This window comes from Streptomyces sp. NPDC005202 (assembly GCF_040608235.1).
Taxonomy (GTDB): domain Bacteria; phylum Actinomycetota; class Actinomycetes; order Streptomycetales; family Streptomycetaceae; genus Streptomyces.
This window is the reverse complement of sequence record NZ_JBEXHW010000027.1, coordinates 1-12,301: the sequence shown is the minus strand read 5'-3', so window position 1 is coordinate 12,301 and position 12,301 is coordinate 1. Positions and strand designations below refer to the sequence as shown.

The following is a 12,301-nucleotide window of genomic DNA, read 5'->3' as shown; positions in this document are numbered from 1 at the left end:
GACACGACCCCTGATCCAGGGGACACAAAAGGGCCGTCCGTCCGAACGGCCCGGTTCATGCGTGAGAGGCGGCCGCTCCTACAAGGAGCGCCACCAGCTCAGACACGATGAAAGATGCATGGGCGCATCATAACGTCAGCTGGCATGATCCGGGGGAAATCGGCGGGCTTATCGCCTTGCCCATGCGCGCCGCTGCTGGCGGTTGGCTGGCCCGAGGTTCCACAGCTGATCAGCGCCTGCTGTCGCCTGGTGCGAGGAGGCTCGTGAGCTCGGCAATCGACTCCGGGGACGGCTTGAAGTAGCGGCGGACTTTCTCCGGCTTCTTGTGCCGGGACTTCGCAGCATCAGGAGGCTCGCCCCAGCCTCGCCGAGATGGGTAAGAGAGGAATGGCGGTATTCGTGCAGGTCCCAGCCGGTGCCCGGCCCCCGAACGGCGGTGTGCTCGTCGAGCAGGGCGCGGGCCTGCCCGTACGACAGCCGGGCCAGCCCGCTGTCCGGGCACACGTCGCGCGGGCTGACGACCTTCCCCGGCCCGGGCCTACGGTGCGTGACGAACACCGGCCCGCGGGTGCGGCCCTTGAGTGGCCGGGGCAGGAGTCGGGCAGTGCCGGCGTCCCAATAGACGGTCTCCAACACGTAGTCCTCGCGGACCTGTCCGCGGCGGCGGGCCTTGGTGCGGCGGCGCTCCCGCAGGTGCACGTCCCGGCGGGCGATGAGCCGGTGGATCGCCATCTTCGAGCGGGCTGGGGTCTGGGAGTCCGGCACCGCCAGCCGCTTCAACCAGAGCGGGACCGCCGGGCTGTCGTAGCCGCGCTCGCGGCACCAGCCGAGCCAGGAGAGCAGCGCCGCCCGGCGGGATTCCAGGTGTTGACCGCCGCGGTGCCCCACAGCAGTTCCAGGGCTTCGCCGATCTCGTCGTCCACGACCGCCGCCAGTGGCCGACCTTCGCCCAGACGTTCGGCGGTCTTGCCCACTCCAATCCCGTAGTTCCGGACTGTGTTCGGGTTGCCGAGCGAGTCCAGGAAGGCGTCGGCCGCCGCCCGGACGGTCAACGCCTTGCCGGTCGGCAGCTTTACGACGGTGGGCACCGCTTCCCCCTTGCCGCAGATAACAGGGCCGCTTCACGTAGTGGCCAGAGAACGTCACCGCAGGTGACGGATCAAGCTACCGCAGATATTGGAGTGTTATCTGGGGAGAACTTCAGACCGACCCCGCCGCCGGCGCCCCGTCAGCTGCCCACCAGGGCCGACGACCGGCAGGCCGACGGCGCGGACCGCGTCGGCCAGCCCGACGGCCGCGGATTCACGTGCTGAGCAGCCGGTTGAAGAACGACCGGTACCGGCGCAATGCCTTGCGCAGATCCTCTGTGTCCACCTGCTCGCCCTGGCTCCACTGGCCCTCCAGGTCCTGCTTGTGCCGGGCGAAGGTGGCGGCCAGCGCCTGCATGACGTCCGCGACCAGGGTGTCGGCACTGTGCACGGCCTCGCGGGGGTCGTCCACGAACTTGCTCTGGATCTCCTGCCAGCGGTCGCGGAAGCCCTGCTCGTCCTCGGCGGTCAGCAGCGGCGGGGTGTATTCGTCCGTTGTCTGCGCCGTGTCCGCAGTTTCGGCGGTTCCCGCCGTGTTCGCGGTTTCGGCATCCGACGTATCAGACGTATCGGCCGTTGCGGCCTCTGTCGTCGCGGGCTCCCCGGCGGTGCTCTCGCCAGGGAAGACGGGAGCCCCCGAGGCGGCTCCCTCCGCCTCTCTGGTGCTTGCAGCCGTGCCACCGGAAGGCTGAGCGAGATCCTCGGTGGACAGGCCGCCGCTCGCGCGGCTCGGTTCCTCGTTGCTGTGCATGGCGTCCCTCCCCTGCCGGCCGGCGCCGGGGCCCGGGATCCCGGGGCGCACGGGCGGGCGGCCGACGGCCGGAGTGGCAGGCGGATTCAGGACCGGGCGGGCTGGGCCCGGCCCCCGTCGGAGAGCAGTTCGTCGAAGAGTGCCCGGTAGTGCACCATGGCGCCCCGGAGCTGCTCGGTCGTGGCCTTGCTGCGGGTGCTGAGCGTTTCGATCTCGTGGGCGGCACGGTAGTGCTCGAGGGTGCGGCCGTGCTCCACCGAGAGGGCCTTGGCCTGCTGCTCGAATCCCTCGGTCGGGTAACCGCGCTCGTGCATCAGGGAGGTCACCAGCTGGTCCGCATCGTGCACCGCGTCCACCGGCCAGTCCACGAACCCCTCCTGGACGCTGCTCCACTCCCGGGTGTAGCGATCCCGCGAGGCGGCGGGCAGCGGCTTGATGTCCAGTGAATCGTGCCGCTTTTCGCGGGCCCTGAGCTCACGCTCGCCGGCCATCCGGCTGTCGGCGCCCTCGACCGTCCGTTCGTACTCCGGGCCGAAACGCTCACGGAGGTGATGGCGTCGCGTCATCAGCGAGGCCGTCACCGCGACCAGGGCGATCACGACGACTATGGGAATGATGATCGCGAGAAGTGTTCCCGTGGACATGTGATGCACCTCCTTGGCGCGTGCTACCCATGCCCAGCAGTGACCGTATCACACCCATTTGAATGACTTTGCCCATACCCGCCGGGAGGCCGTGAACGGCACGAGTACGGTCTCACCATGAAGCGGGCGACCGCGGTACGGGTCGGACACCTGCCTGCTCTCTCTCGACACGGTGTGGGACACGTGACACGTTCACCACCCGTCGTCGCTTTCGCTTCCCTGCTGTCCGATCCCTTCACCGCGCAGTACGCCCGGCAGTCGGCCCCACCCAGCGTCTGGAACTTGCCCGTCTTCAGACACATCAACGTGGTGCTGACCACGGCATGGGGAGCCGTGTTCGCGGTCATGGCCGTGTCGACCTGGCTGGCCGTGCGCACGCCCTCCGCGAGCGACTGGCTCAACTGGGTGGTCCCGGTGGTGCTGCTGATCTGGGCCCTCAAGTTCACCGAACGCTACCCGGAGTCCTACCGCAGCCGGGCCGTAGGACCTGCCTGAGCCGATCATCCCTCGCGAGGGCGCCGATGCGCTGATCACTCACCTCAAGGAGGAGGGAGAGCCGCCAGTGATCACGGCGGCCCTGCCCTACAGCAGGCCGGATCCACGGTGGGGCGCGCCGGTCGCGGATCAGCCGGCCGGGTGTTCGTGCATCCGCACCTGCTCCTCCAGCCGCCGCAGGCTGCGGTCGAGGGCGTCGCACGCGGCCTGCTCGCCGGGATCGTGGCTGTCGTCGAAGAACGCCAGGTGCACGGTCACCTCGCTGGCGCCGCTTCCGATGCCGGCGACCTGGAGCCAGCCGGCGTAGCCGCCCTGCTCGCGGGTGCCCCATTCGAGCCGCATCCGGTCGCGCTCGGGGCGCAGCAGGGCGGAGGTGTCCTGGTCGGTGTGGTCCTCGTGCACGGTGACGGCGGGCGGGTCCTCGGCGTGCACGTGCAGGGCGTCCGGCAGCCAGGCGTCGAACTGGTCGACGTTGGCGGCCTGGTCGAAGACGTGCTCGGGCTGTGCGGGCATCGTGCGTGAACGTTCGTACTCGGCCATCGCGGCACCGTTCCTCCGCTCGGGGATCGTACGACGGACGCGTGCCCCTTCTGCCGGAACCGAAAAGCCGTGGCGCCCCGTTCGTCGGGGCGCCGACGGCGTCGGTCACGGACTGTTCACGTCACTGTTCGATGCGCACCTGCGCGGGCGGATACGGCGAGGAGGACGTCGTGCCGACGGACCAGTACCCGCCGGAACCGGGCACGGTCGCCAGAGAGGTGATCAGCACGGGGGTCGTGGCGGTCGGGCCACGCTCGCTCACCCAGGACGTGCCGTCAAAGCGCAGGTAGTGGCGCGGGTCTGGTCCCAGAAGTCCCAGCCCGCGATGCGGTCGGGCCGTCCCCGCTCGTCGCCGACGATCCCGCCGAGCATGCCGACGGTGAACGGCGCGGTCACGCTGGTCCACGTGCTGCCGTCCCCGTGCATGAGGGTGACCGAGGGAGGTTTTCCGGGCGGCCCGCCGACTCCGTACGCGTACCCGGTGAGCCAGATGTCGTCGGCGGCGACGGGGAGCAGTCCGGTGACGGAGGCGCGGATGCCGCCGGGCGCGGGCAGCTCGGTCCATGCATGGCCGTTCCAGCGGGCGACGAGCGCTGCCTGGTGGAGGCAACACCGTGAACCAGCGTGCCGAAGAAGGCAACACAGGCGGGCAGACCGTTCCGGCCAATCCGCGGGGCGCCGTGCACTGCCGGGCCCGATCCGCGCATGGACGTGCTCGTTACGGGGGCTCCGGTCGCAGTGCCCGGAGCACCGCCCAGGCGACGGAGACGAACGGGACGGCCACCACGGCGCCGATCACGCCCGCGATGATGCTGCCCGCGATGACGGACACGGCGACGACGAGCGGGTGCAGGCGGACCGCCCAGCTCATCACCACCGGATGCAGGACGTGTCCTTCGAGCTGACCGATGACGACGATGAGCACCAGCACGCCCGCGGCCGTGAGAGGGCCGCGCCCGGCGAGGGCGACCACCGTGGCCACCCCGAGTGCGACCGGTGAGCCCACCAGTGGCACGAACGTGGCGAAGAACTCCAGCAGGGTGAGCGGCAGCGCCAGCGGCACCCGCAGTACGAGCAGGACGACACCGACGAGTACGGCGTTGGTGGCGGCCACGATGATGATGCCGCGCGTGTACCCGGCGAACGTCCGCCAGGCCGCGCGTCCGGCCCGGTCCCACACCGGCCGGGCGTCCCTGGGCAGCAACTGGTCGCGCGCCCAGCCCCACAGGCGTTCGCCGGAGTGGATGAAGAAGACGGAGGAGAAGAGCGCGAGCAGCGCCCCGGTGACGAGTTCGACGACCCTGCCGAAGCCGCTGAGGGCCCTGTTGAGGAGGTTGGCCCGGTGTGCGGAGAGGTAGGAGAGAACCTGCTGCTGCAGATCGGAGAGTTTCCCCGGGCTGAGCCGGAACGGGGGGCGCTGGAGCCACAGTTCGATCCGGTGGATGCCGCCGCGGAACTCACCGGCGAGCCTGCCCGACTCCCCCGCCACGGCGTTGCCGACGAGGGCGAGCAGGGAGAACAGGAGCAGCAGGCTGCCCACGAGGGCGATGACGACGCTGAGCGGTCTCGGGAGCCGGCGGCTGAGCAGGTCGGCGAGGGGGCGCAGGACCGAGGTGATGACCAGCGCGAGGAACAGGGCCACGGCGATGAGCTGGAAGCGGCCGAGGACGGTGAAGACGCTCTGGACGACGACGCCGACGACGATCAGGCGCCAGGCGTAGGCGGCGGCGACGCGCAGCCAGGGCACCGTGCGTTCGGCGACCGAGGCCGCTGGACCGGACCGGACACGGGGCGGGAGTCGCACGGAGTGCCCGGGTCGGCTGCCCAGCACCATGCCGGCCGCGCGGCGCCCCCGGCCCCGCCCGGCCGCCGGACCGCCCGTATCCGCCACCACGCCTCCCGTTCCCGACTGCCGGTCACGTCTAGAGCACGGTAAGGGCCAGCCGGGCGGGGCGCGGGGTGCAACGCGCCCGAACGGGCGAGGCGTCGTACAGGCGCCGTACGCCGGGCATGCCCTGCTCAGGGCCTTCCGGCGGTCCCCCGGCCGGTCATCGAGGGGATGGGGTGCTGGTGCGGCGCAGGTGAGCGTCGACCAGGGCGAAGGTGGCGTCGGGCTGTTCGATCTGCGGAAGGTGCCCCGCCTTGGGTACGACCTCCAGGCGGCCGTCGGCGAAGGCGGCGGCGTACTCCGCGCCGTAGGCGGGGGTCACGATGCGGTCGCTCTCTCCCCACAGCAGGAGCGCGGGCGGGTGGACGCGCCCGAGCCGGCGCAGCAGTTTGGGGTCGTGCAGGTAGGGGTCGCCGGCGAGCGTGCGCATGGTGGCCATGTTGGCCTGCCGGAGCGCGAGTTGGCCGGCCGGGACGTCGGCGGGGTCGACGTGGTGGAGGTCCGGGTCGTGCCAGGAGTGCTCGGCGAGGCCGCGGGCGTCGAGAGAAGAAGAAGCGGACTGAACGATTGGGGGGCCGTACGCTAACGCGCCGCCTCCTCCAGAAGCTGAGGGCCGTTGTTGCGGACGTTGTTGACGGCCGGGGAGACGGGCCGGGCGTTCAGGTGTCCGCCCGCCGGGGGGCTGAGCAGCTCACGCAGCTCGTCGGGGTTCTGGTTATGGGGGTCGAGCCAGTCGTCGTAGTGGTCCGGGGTGAGGGCGAGCGGCATGCGGGGGTGGACGCGGCCGGCGGCGTCGGTGGCATCGGTGGTGATGACGGTGCAGGTCATCAGCCAGGCGGCGGGATCGTCGTCCCGCGCGACCTCCGGGTTGCGCCAGTACTCGTACAGGCCGGCCAGGGCCATCACCTGTGCGTCCTCGGGGTGGATGAAGTAGGGCTGCTTGCGGGCCCTGCCCGTGTCCCGGTCCTTGATCTGCCGCCATTCGTAGAAGCCGTCGGCCGGCAGCAGACAGCGGCGTTTGACGAAGGCCCGGCGGAAGGCGGGCTTCTCGTGCACCGTCTCCACCCGAGTGTTGATCAGCCGGGCGCCGATCTTCACGTCCTTGGCCCAGGAGGGAACCAGGCCCCAGCGCAGCGGCCGCAGCTCCCTGCGCACCGGCGTGCCGTCACCGTCGCGGTCCTCGCGCGGGGCGCGCTCGAGGACGGCCCAGACGTCGTCGGTCGGGGCGACGTTCCAGCTCGGCGCCAGCGCCTCCTCGGGGCGCCACTCGGTGACCCGGAAGTGCTGGACCAGGTCCTCGGGACGACGGGTGGAGACGTAGCGACCGCACATGCCGCAAGGGTGTCACGGCGCCGGTCGCGGTGCCCGCAGCCCGCCCATGGTGTGCCGGTCAGTAGGCGGCCATGCCGTGCTCCTGGAACTGTCCGCGGACCCGCTCGGTCAGCCTCGGGTCGGGGACCTGGGCCGGTCAGGAAGTCCGCGGTGCCCTCGTACGGCGTGTAGTTGGCCCGGCCGAAGTCGCGCACGTCGATCCTCCCCCGGCCTTCGGCCGGGGCACCCCCATCTCGCTCCGCTCGCGCCACCTCGTCCCGGCGAAGTGCCGCCAGGCGTCGGCGGTCCGGTTGTCGGCTGCCACCGTCGCGGTCATCACAGGTCCTCTCCCTGAGCGCTTCTCTCACGGTCGATGCTCGTCGCCGGAGGTGATCGCGGGGAGTGCCGGACAGTGCACGTGCCGGTCCCTTGCGGCCCCCGCCCGCAGGGACCATCGGCCCCGCCCGCAGGGACCATCGGCCCCGCCCGCCGACCATCGGCCCCGCCGACCACCCCGGCGGCGGTCTCAGCCGGCCAGGTCGGGGCGGACCAGCGTCCCCGACCTGCCGTGGACGATCTCGTAGGCCGCATCGAGGGCACCGATGGCGGCCAGTCGTCCGGTGTGCTCGACGAACCGGGCGGCCGCCTCGGCCTTGGGCCCCATCGAACCGTCCGCGTAGCGGCCGCCGCGCAGTTCGGCGGGCGTGACGTCCAGGACCGGCCGCTGGTCGCGGGTGCCGTAGTGGGCGTAGACGTTGGGGACATTGGTGAGGATGAGCAGGAAGTCCGCCTTGAGGTCCTCGGCGAGCCGGGCGGCGGCGAGGTCCTTGTCGACGACCGCCTCCGTGCCGGGCAGGACGCCCCTGCCCTCGGTCACGGGGATGCCTCCACCGCCCGAGCAGACGACAAGGGTTCCGCTGCCCAGCAGCTCCTGCACGGTCTCGGTCTCCAGGATCCGCTCCGGGGACGGCGAGGGGACGACGGGGCGCCAGCCGCCGTGGCCGTCCTCGGCGATGTGCCAGCCGCGCCTGCAGGCGAGCGCCTGTGCCAGTTTGCGCGGGTAGGACGTGCCGACAGGCGTGGTGGGCCGGTCGAACGCCGGGTCGTCGGGCCTTATGACGGTGTGCGTCACCAGCGCCGCAACCCGTCGTCCGGGCAGCGCGTCGTGCAGGGCGCGCGCCAGCAGGGAGCCGATCATGCCCTGGGTCTGGGCGGTGAGCAGGTCCAGCGGGTACGGGGCGGCGAGCTCGGGGTCGGTGGTGCTCTCGTCGGCGAGCAAGGCGATCTGGGGCCCGTTGCCGTGAGTGATCACCAGGTCGTGTTCGTGGGCGAGGGGGGCGATCGCGGTGGCCACCCGCACGACGTTCGCCCGCTGGACGTCCGCGTCGGGGCGGTCGCCCCTCAGGAGCAGGGCGTTGCCGCCGAGGGCGACTACGATACGCATCGTCTCAGTCCTTCGGGTGCGTGAGGCCCGCCGGGCGGTCGGTCACGGCTCGTCCTCCGTGGCCGGTCGCTGCCGTCGGGCCGGCCGGGAGCCGGCTCAGTCGTGCGGAACGACGGCGACGGGACAGCCGACGTGGTGCAGGACGGCGTGGGCGACCGGACCGGTGTGGGCGCCGAGCCTGCCGCTGCCGGTCCGGCGCCCCACCACGACGAGGCCGGCCCCGGTGGCGGCCCGCACCAGTTCCGCGCCGGCGCGTCCTTCGACGACCGTCTCGGTCACGGGGACGTCGGGGTACTTCTCGCACCAGGGGCGCAGGGCCGCGACGACGGCGCGTTCCTCGGCCGCGAGCAGTTCCGGACCGGGCGCCGGGACCGACGGGCCGTCGGCGGCGGAGGCCGATGAGCCGTCGGCGGCGGAGGCCGATGAGCCGTCAGCGGCGGAGGCCGACGGCGCCTTGAAGACGTGGACGACGCGCAGGTCGGTTTGGCGCCGCCGGGCCGCCTCGAAGGCGAACTCGATCAGTTCGTCGCCGGGGTGATGGACGTCCAGGCCGAGGACCACCGCGCGGAAGGGAATCTCGGGAATCTCCTCCGGGGCGACACCGTCCACGGCCGGCAGGTGCTCGTCGGCAGCGCCCTGCCCCGCCCGCACCAGCACCACCGGGCGCGTGCACCGCCCCACGACGCGCTGGGACACCGAGCCGGTCACGAATCCGGCCACGCTACCGAGCCCCAGCGATCCGAGCACCAGAAGTTCCGCGTCCCCGGCCGCCGTGAGCAGCGCGGCATCCGGCGCGTCGCACACCAGGCGAGCGGCGATGTCCAGCCCGGGGTGGGCGGCACGGACACTGTCGACCGCCTGCTGAAGGAGGTGCTCGGCCCACTGGTGTTCCGTGCTGCCCAGAGGGACGTACGGCGCCGGACGCGGATGGCTGCGCCAGGCGTGCACCAGGCTCAGCGCGACTCCCCGGCGCAGGGCCTCCTGGGCCGCCCAGTGCGCGGCCGCGAGACTTTGGGGGGATCCGTCGATTCCCGCGGCGACATTCCGAAGCATGACGTGTCCCTCCCGGATCCGGGCCTGTGGGCCCTCCTGTATGTCGAGCCTGCTGCCGGGACGGGCATACGCCCATGGGCCGCACAGTCCCCCCGTGGGGCCCTTCGGCCCAACCGGCGGGCGGACCGCCACGGGACCGGGGGCCGACCGGCCCTGCGCCGGGGACGCCCGGCACCTCCCCCGGCTGCGCCGCCCGTCCGAGGCTGGATACACCAGGCCCACAGAGCTCTGGATGCACCAGGCCCACAGAGCTGAGGAGCACAGCGTCATGGTCCGTTACGTGTACGACTTCACGGAGGGCGGCCGTGACCTGGCCGGCCTGCTCGGCGGCAAGGGCTCCAACCTGGCCGAGATGACCCGGCTGGGGCTCCCGGTCCCACTGGGCTTCACCCTCACCACCGAGGCCTGCCGGGCCTTCCTCGCCACCGGCGCCGGGCCCGAGGGCATGGCGCAGGAGGTCTCCGGCCACCTGTCGGCCGTGGAGGCCGCGGCCGGACGGCGGCTGGGTCAGCCGGACGACCCGCTGCTGCTGTCCGTCCGCTCCGGCGCGCGATTCTCCATGCCCGGCATGATGGACACCATCCTCGACATCGGCCTCGACGACGACTCCGTCCTCGGCCTGGCGAAGGTCTCCGGCAGTGAACGCTTCGCCTGGGACTCCTACCGCCGCCTGGTGCAGATGTTCGGCAGTACGGTCATGGGCGTCGACGCGGCGCTGTTCGAGCAGGCCATCACGGTGCTCAAGGACCTGCGCGGCGTCCCGGACGACGTGCACCTGGACGCCGAAGACCTCGCCCAGCTCGTGGAGACGTACCAGAACCTGATCCACTACGAGACCGGCGAGCACTTCCCGCAGTCCCCCGCAGAGCAGCTGCGCCGTGCGATCCTCGCCGTCTTCGAGTCCTGGAACGGCGAACGGGCGCGTCTGTACCGGCGGCGCGAGCACATCCCCGACGACCTCGGCACCGCCGTCAACGTGCAGTGCATGGTCTTCGGCAACCTCGGACCCGATTCCGGCAGCGGCGTGGCCTTCACCCGCGACCCCGCCACCGGACGCCCCGGCCTGTACGGCGACTACCTGCCCAACGCGCAGGGCGAGGACGTCGTCGCCGGCATCCGGAACACCGTGCCCCTGGCCGAGCTGGAGCGCCTGGATCCCCGTTCGTACGAACAGCTGAGGGCGCACATGCGGACCCTGGAGCGGCACTACCGGGACCTGTGCGACATCGAGTTCACCATCGAGCGCGGCAACCTGTGGATGCTGCAGACCCGGGTGGGCAAGCGCACCGCCGAGGCCGCCTTCGCCATCGCCGCCGAACTGATCGACGAGGGTCTCATCACCCCCGACAAGGGCCTGGCGCGGGTGAGCGGGGACGGGCTCGCCAGGCTGATGTTCCCGCGCTTCGACGCCTCCGCGACCGGGGCCCCGCTCGCCCACGGCATCCCGGCCTCGCCCGGTGCCGCGGTCGGCGCGACGGTGTTCGACTCCGCCGAGGCCGTACGGCGTGCCGCGGCCGGCGAGAAGGTCGTCCTCGTACGCCAGGAGACGACCCCCGACGACCTGCCCGGCATGGTCGCCGCCCAGGCGGTGCTGACCAGCCGCGGCGGCAAGACCAGCCACGCGGCCGTCGTCGCCCGCGGCATGGGCAAGGTCTGCGTCTGCGGCGCCGAGGAACTCGCCGTGGACACCGCGGCCCGGCGCCTGACCACCCGCGACGGCACCGTCGTCGAGGAGGGCACCGTGATCTCGGTGGACGGCTCCGCGGGGACGGTGTACCCCGGGTCGGTGCCGATGGTCGACTCCGCGGTCATGCGGTATTTGGAGGCCGGTGAGGTCGACGAGCCCTCGGCCGGAGTGGTCGACGAGCCCTCGGCCGGAGTGGTCGACGCCGTGGCCCGCGCCCTGGGCCGGGCCGATGCGGTCCGGCGGATGGAGGTGCGCGCCAACGCCGACACCCCCGAGGACGCCTCCCGGGCACGCCGGTTCGGCGCGCAGGGCATCGGCCTGTGCCGCACCGAGCACATGTTCCTCGGCGAGCGCCGCAAGCTGGTCGAGGAGATGATCCTGGCCCGCACGGACGCCGAGCGCGACCGTGCGCTGGACGCCCTCCAGCCGCTCCAACGCGAGGACTTCACCGGCATCCTGGAGGCGATGGACGGACTGCCCGTCACCATCCGCCTCCTCGACCCGCCGCTGCACGAGTTCCTGCCCGACCGCACCGACCTCGCCACCCGCATCGCGGCCGCCGAGGCCCGTGGCGAGCAACCCGACGCGCACGACGCCGAGTTGCTGCACGCCGTGAACCGGATGCACGAGGAGAACCCGATGCTCGGCCTGCGCGGCGTGCGTCTGGGCCTGGTGGTCCCGGGCCTGGTCGCCATGCAGGTGCGGGCCATCGCCGAGGCCGTCGTGGAACGCACGCGAGCGGGCGGCACCCCACAAGCGGAGATCATGGTCCCGCTCGTCGGGGACGTCACGGAACTGCGGATCGTGCGCGAGGAAGTGGAGCGCGTGCTGACCGAGGTCTCGGACGCGTCCGGCATCCCGGTCACGTGCCCGGTCGGCACCATGATCGAGCTGCCCCGAGCGGCGCTCACGGCGGGCCGGATCGCCCGGGAGGCTGAGTTCTTCTCCTTCGGCACCAACGACCTGACCCAGACCACCTGGGGCTTCTCCCGCGACGACGTCGAGGCCGCGTTCTTCTCGGCCTACCTCGACAAGGGCGTCTTCCCCGCCTCCCCCTTCGAGACGATCGACCGTGAGGGCGTGGGCCGCCTGGTCCGGATCGCCGTCGACGAGGGCCGCGCCGCACGCCCCGACCTGAAGATCGGCGTCTGCGGCGAACACGGCGGCGACCCCGACTCGGTGCACTTCTTCCACACCGCCGGCCTCGACTACGTCTCCTGCTCGCCGTTCCGGGTCCCGGTGGCGCGTCTGGAGGCCGGGCGGGCCGTCCTGGAGGGGGCCGAGGCGAGTGACAGCAGGTGAGCAGGACCGCCGGCCCCGGTCCCGCCGTTGCCCCCGGCCCGGCTCACGGCCGCGCTGACCACCCGGTCCAGCAGCGCCGACGCCGCGCGGGCCCGGCA

General features: G+C 72.2%; 12 protein-coding genes and 1 pseudogene. 2 read left to right on the top strand and 11 right to left on the bottom strand.

From position 1 onward, the window contains the following. Window positions 1-229 precede the first annotated feature (229 nt). From ABZV31_RS28785 to ABZV31_RS28775, 3 genes and pseudogenes are all read right to left on the bottom strand, one after another. Window positions 230-1,088 (bottom strand): annotated as a pseudogene (locus tag ABZV31_RS28785) (site-specific integrase). Between the two features lie 214 nt (window positions 1,089-1,302). Further along, entirely contained in the window at window positions 1,303-1,839 is a 537-nt protein-coding gene (locus ABZV31_RS28780; protein ID WP_355899529.1) for a hypothetical protein, read from the bottom strand. An 86-nt stretch (window positions 1,840-1,925) separates the two neighbouring features. Beyond that, the gene (locus ABZV31_RS28775; protein WP_355899527.1) at window positions 1,926-2,483 is read right to left on the bottom strand and encodes a hypothetical protein; all 558 of its coding nucleotides are present in this window, start codon (window positions 2,481-2,483) and stop codon (window positions 1,926-1,928) included. Between the two features lie 282 nt (window positions 2,484-2,765). On the opposite strand from ABZV31_RS28775, the gene ABZV31_RS28770 reads away from it, so the two are divergent. Beyond that, the gene (locus ABZV31_RS28770; RefSeq protein ID WP_355899526.1) at window positions 2,766-2,978 is read left to right on the top strand and encodes a hypothetical protein; all 213 of its coding nucleotides are present in this window, start codon (window positions 2,766-2,768) and stop codon (window positions 2,976-2,978) included. Window positions 2,979-3,107: 129 nt separating this feature from the next. Here ABZV31_RS28770 and ABZV31_RS28765 read toward each other — a convergent pair whose 3' ends face one another. The 8 genes from ABZV31_RS28765 to ABZV31_RS28730 all read right to left on the bottom strand — a co-directional run bounded on the left by ABZV31_RS28765 (window position 3,108) and on the right by ABZV31_RS28730 (window position 9,214). Next, window positions 3,108-3,518 carry an SRPBCC family protein gene (locus tag ABZV31_RS28765; RefSeq protein WP_355899524.1) on the bottom strand — a complete coding sequence of 137 codons (411 nt, stop codon included), beginning with the start codon at window positions 3,516-3,518 and terminating at the stop codon, window positions 3,108-3,110. Between the two features lie 121 nt (window positions 3,519-3,639). Then, window positions 3,640-3,780 carry a hypothetical protein gene (locus ABZV31_RS28760; protein ID WP_355899522.1) on the bottom strand — a complete coding sequence of 47 codons (141 nt, stop codon included), beginning with the start codon at window positions 3,778-3,780 and terminating at the stop codon, window positions 3,640-3,642. Next, the gene (locus ABZV31_RS28755) at window positions 3,777-3,944 is read right to left on the bottom strand and encodes a hypothetical protein (protein ID WP_355899521.1); all 168 of its coding nucleotides are present in this window, start codon (window positions 3,942-3,944) and stop codon (window positions 3,777-3,779) included. The genes ABZV31_RS28760 and ABZV31_RS28755 overlap by 4 nt, the downstream gene beginning before the upstream one ends. A 292-nt stretch (window positions 3,945-4,236) precedes the next feature. Further along, window positions 4,237-5,352 (bottom strand): AI-2E family transporter, encoded by a 1,116-nt coding sequence (locus tag ABZV31_RS28750; protein ID WP_355899673.1) that lies wholly within the window; start codon window positions 5,350-5,352, stop codon window positions 4,237-4,239. Window positions 5,353-5,566: 214 nt separating this feature from the next. Beyond that, window positions 5,567-5,974, bottom strand: a complete 408-nt coding sequence (locus ABZV31_RS28745; protein ID WP_355899671.1) for an alpha/beta fold hydrolase — start codon at window positions 5,972-5,974, stop codon at window positions 5,567-5,569. 14 nt (window positions 5,975-5,988) lie between these two features. Further along, window positions 5,989-6,738, bottom strand: coding sequence for an SOS response-associated peptidase (locus ABZV31_RS28740; protein ID WP_355899519.1), 750 nt, complete (start codon window positions 6,736-6,738; stop codon window positions 5,989-5,991). A gap of 505 nt (window positions 6,739-7,243) precedes the next feature. Continuing rightward, window positions 7,244-8,161 (bottom strand): carbamate kinase, encoded by a 918-nt coding sequence (locus ABZV31_RS28735; RefSeq protein ID WP_355899517.1) that lies wholly within the window; start codon window positions 8,159-8,161, stop codon window positions 7,244-7,246. A gap of 96 nt (window positions 8,162-8,257) precedes the next feature. After that, entirely contained in the window at window positions 8,258-9,214 is a 957-nt protein-coding gene (locus ABZV31_RS28730) for a universal stress protein (RefSeq protein WP_355899515.1), read from the bottom strand. Window positions 9,215-9,482: 268 nt separating this feature from the next. On the opposite strand from ABZV31_RS28730, the gene ppdK reads away from it, so the two are divergent. Then, window positions 9,483-12,203: a pyruvate, phosphate dikinase gene (ppdK, locus tag ABZV31_RS28725; RefSeq protein WP_355899513.1), complete on the top strand. Its 2,721-nt coding sequence runs from the start codon at window positions 9,483-9,485 to the stop codon at window positions 12,201-12,203. The last annotated feature ends 98 nt before the right edge of the window (window positions 12,204-12,301 follow it).

What these genes read in the sequence shown, in the direction of transcription:
- ABZV31_RS28780 (WP_355899529.1), bottom strand. Translation starts at nt 1,839, where the DNA reads ATGCACAGCAACGAGGAACCGAGCCGCGCGAGCGGCGGCCTGTCCACC.
- ABZV31_RS28775 (WP_355899527.1), bottom strand. Translation starts at nt 2,483, where the DNA reads ATGTCCACGGGAACACTTCTCGCGATCATCATTCCCATAGTCGTCGTG.
- ABZV31_RS28765 (WP_355899524.1), bottom strand. Translation starts at nt 3,518, where the DNA reads ATGGCCGAGTACGAACGTTCACGCACGATGCCCGCACAGCCCGAGCAC.
- ABZV31_RS28755 (WP_355899521.1), bottom strand. Translation starts at nt 3,944, where the DNA reads ATGCACGGGGACGGCAGCACGTGGACCAGCGTGACCGCGCCGTTCACC.
- ABZV31_RS28750 (WP_355899673.1), bottom strand. Translation starts at nt 5,352, where the DNA reads ATGGTGCTGGGCAGCCGACCCGGGCACTCCGTGCGACTCCCGCCCCGT.
- ABZV31_RS28740 (WP_355899519.1), bottom strand. Translation starts at nt 6,738, where the DNA reads ATGTGCGGTCGCTACGTCTCCACCCGTCGTCCCGAGGACCTGGTCCAG.
- ABZV31_RS28735 (WP_355899517.1), bottom strand. Translation starts at nt 8,161, where the DNA reads ATGCGTATCGTAGTCGCCCTCGGCGGCAACGCCCTGCTCCTGAGGGGC.
- ABZV31_RS28730 (WP_355899515.1), bottom strand. Translation starts at nt 9,214, where the DNA reads ATGCTTCGGAATGTCGCCGCGGGAATCGACGGATCCCCCCAAAGTCTC.
- ppdK (WP_355899513.1), top strand. Translation starts at nt 9,483, where the DNA reads ATGGTCCGTTACGTGTACGACTTCACGGAGGGCGGCCGTGACCTGGCC.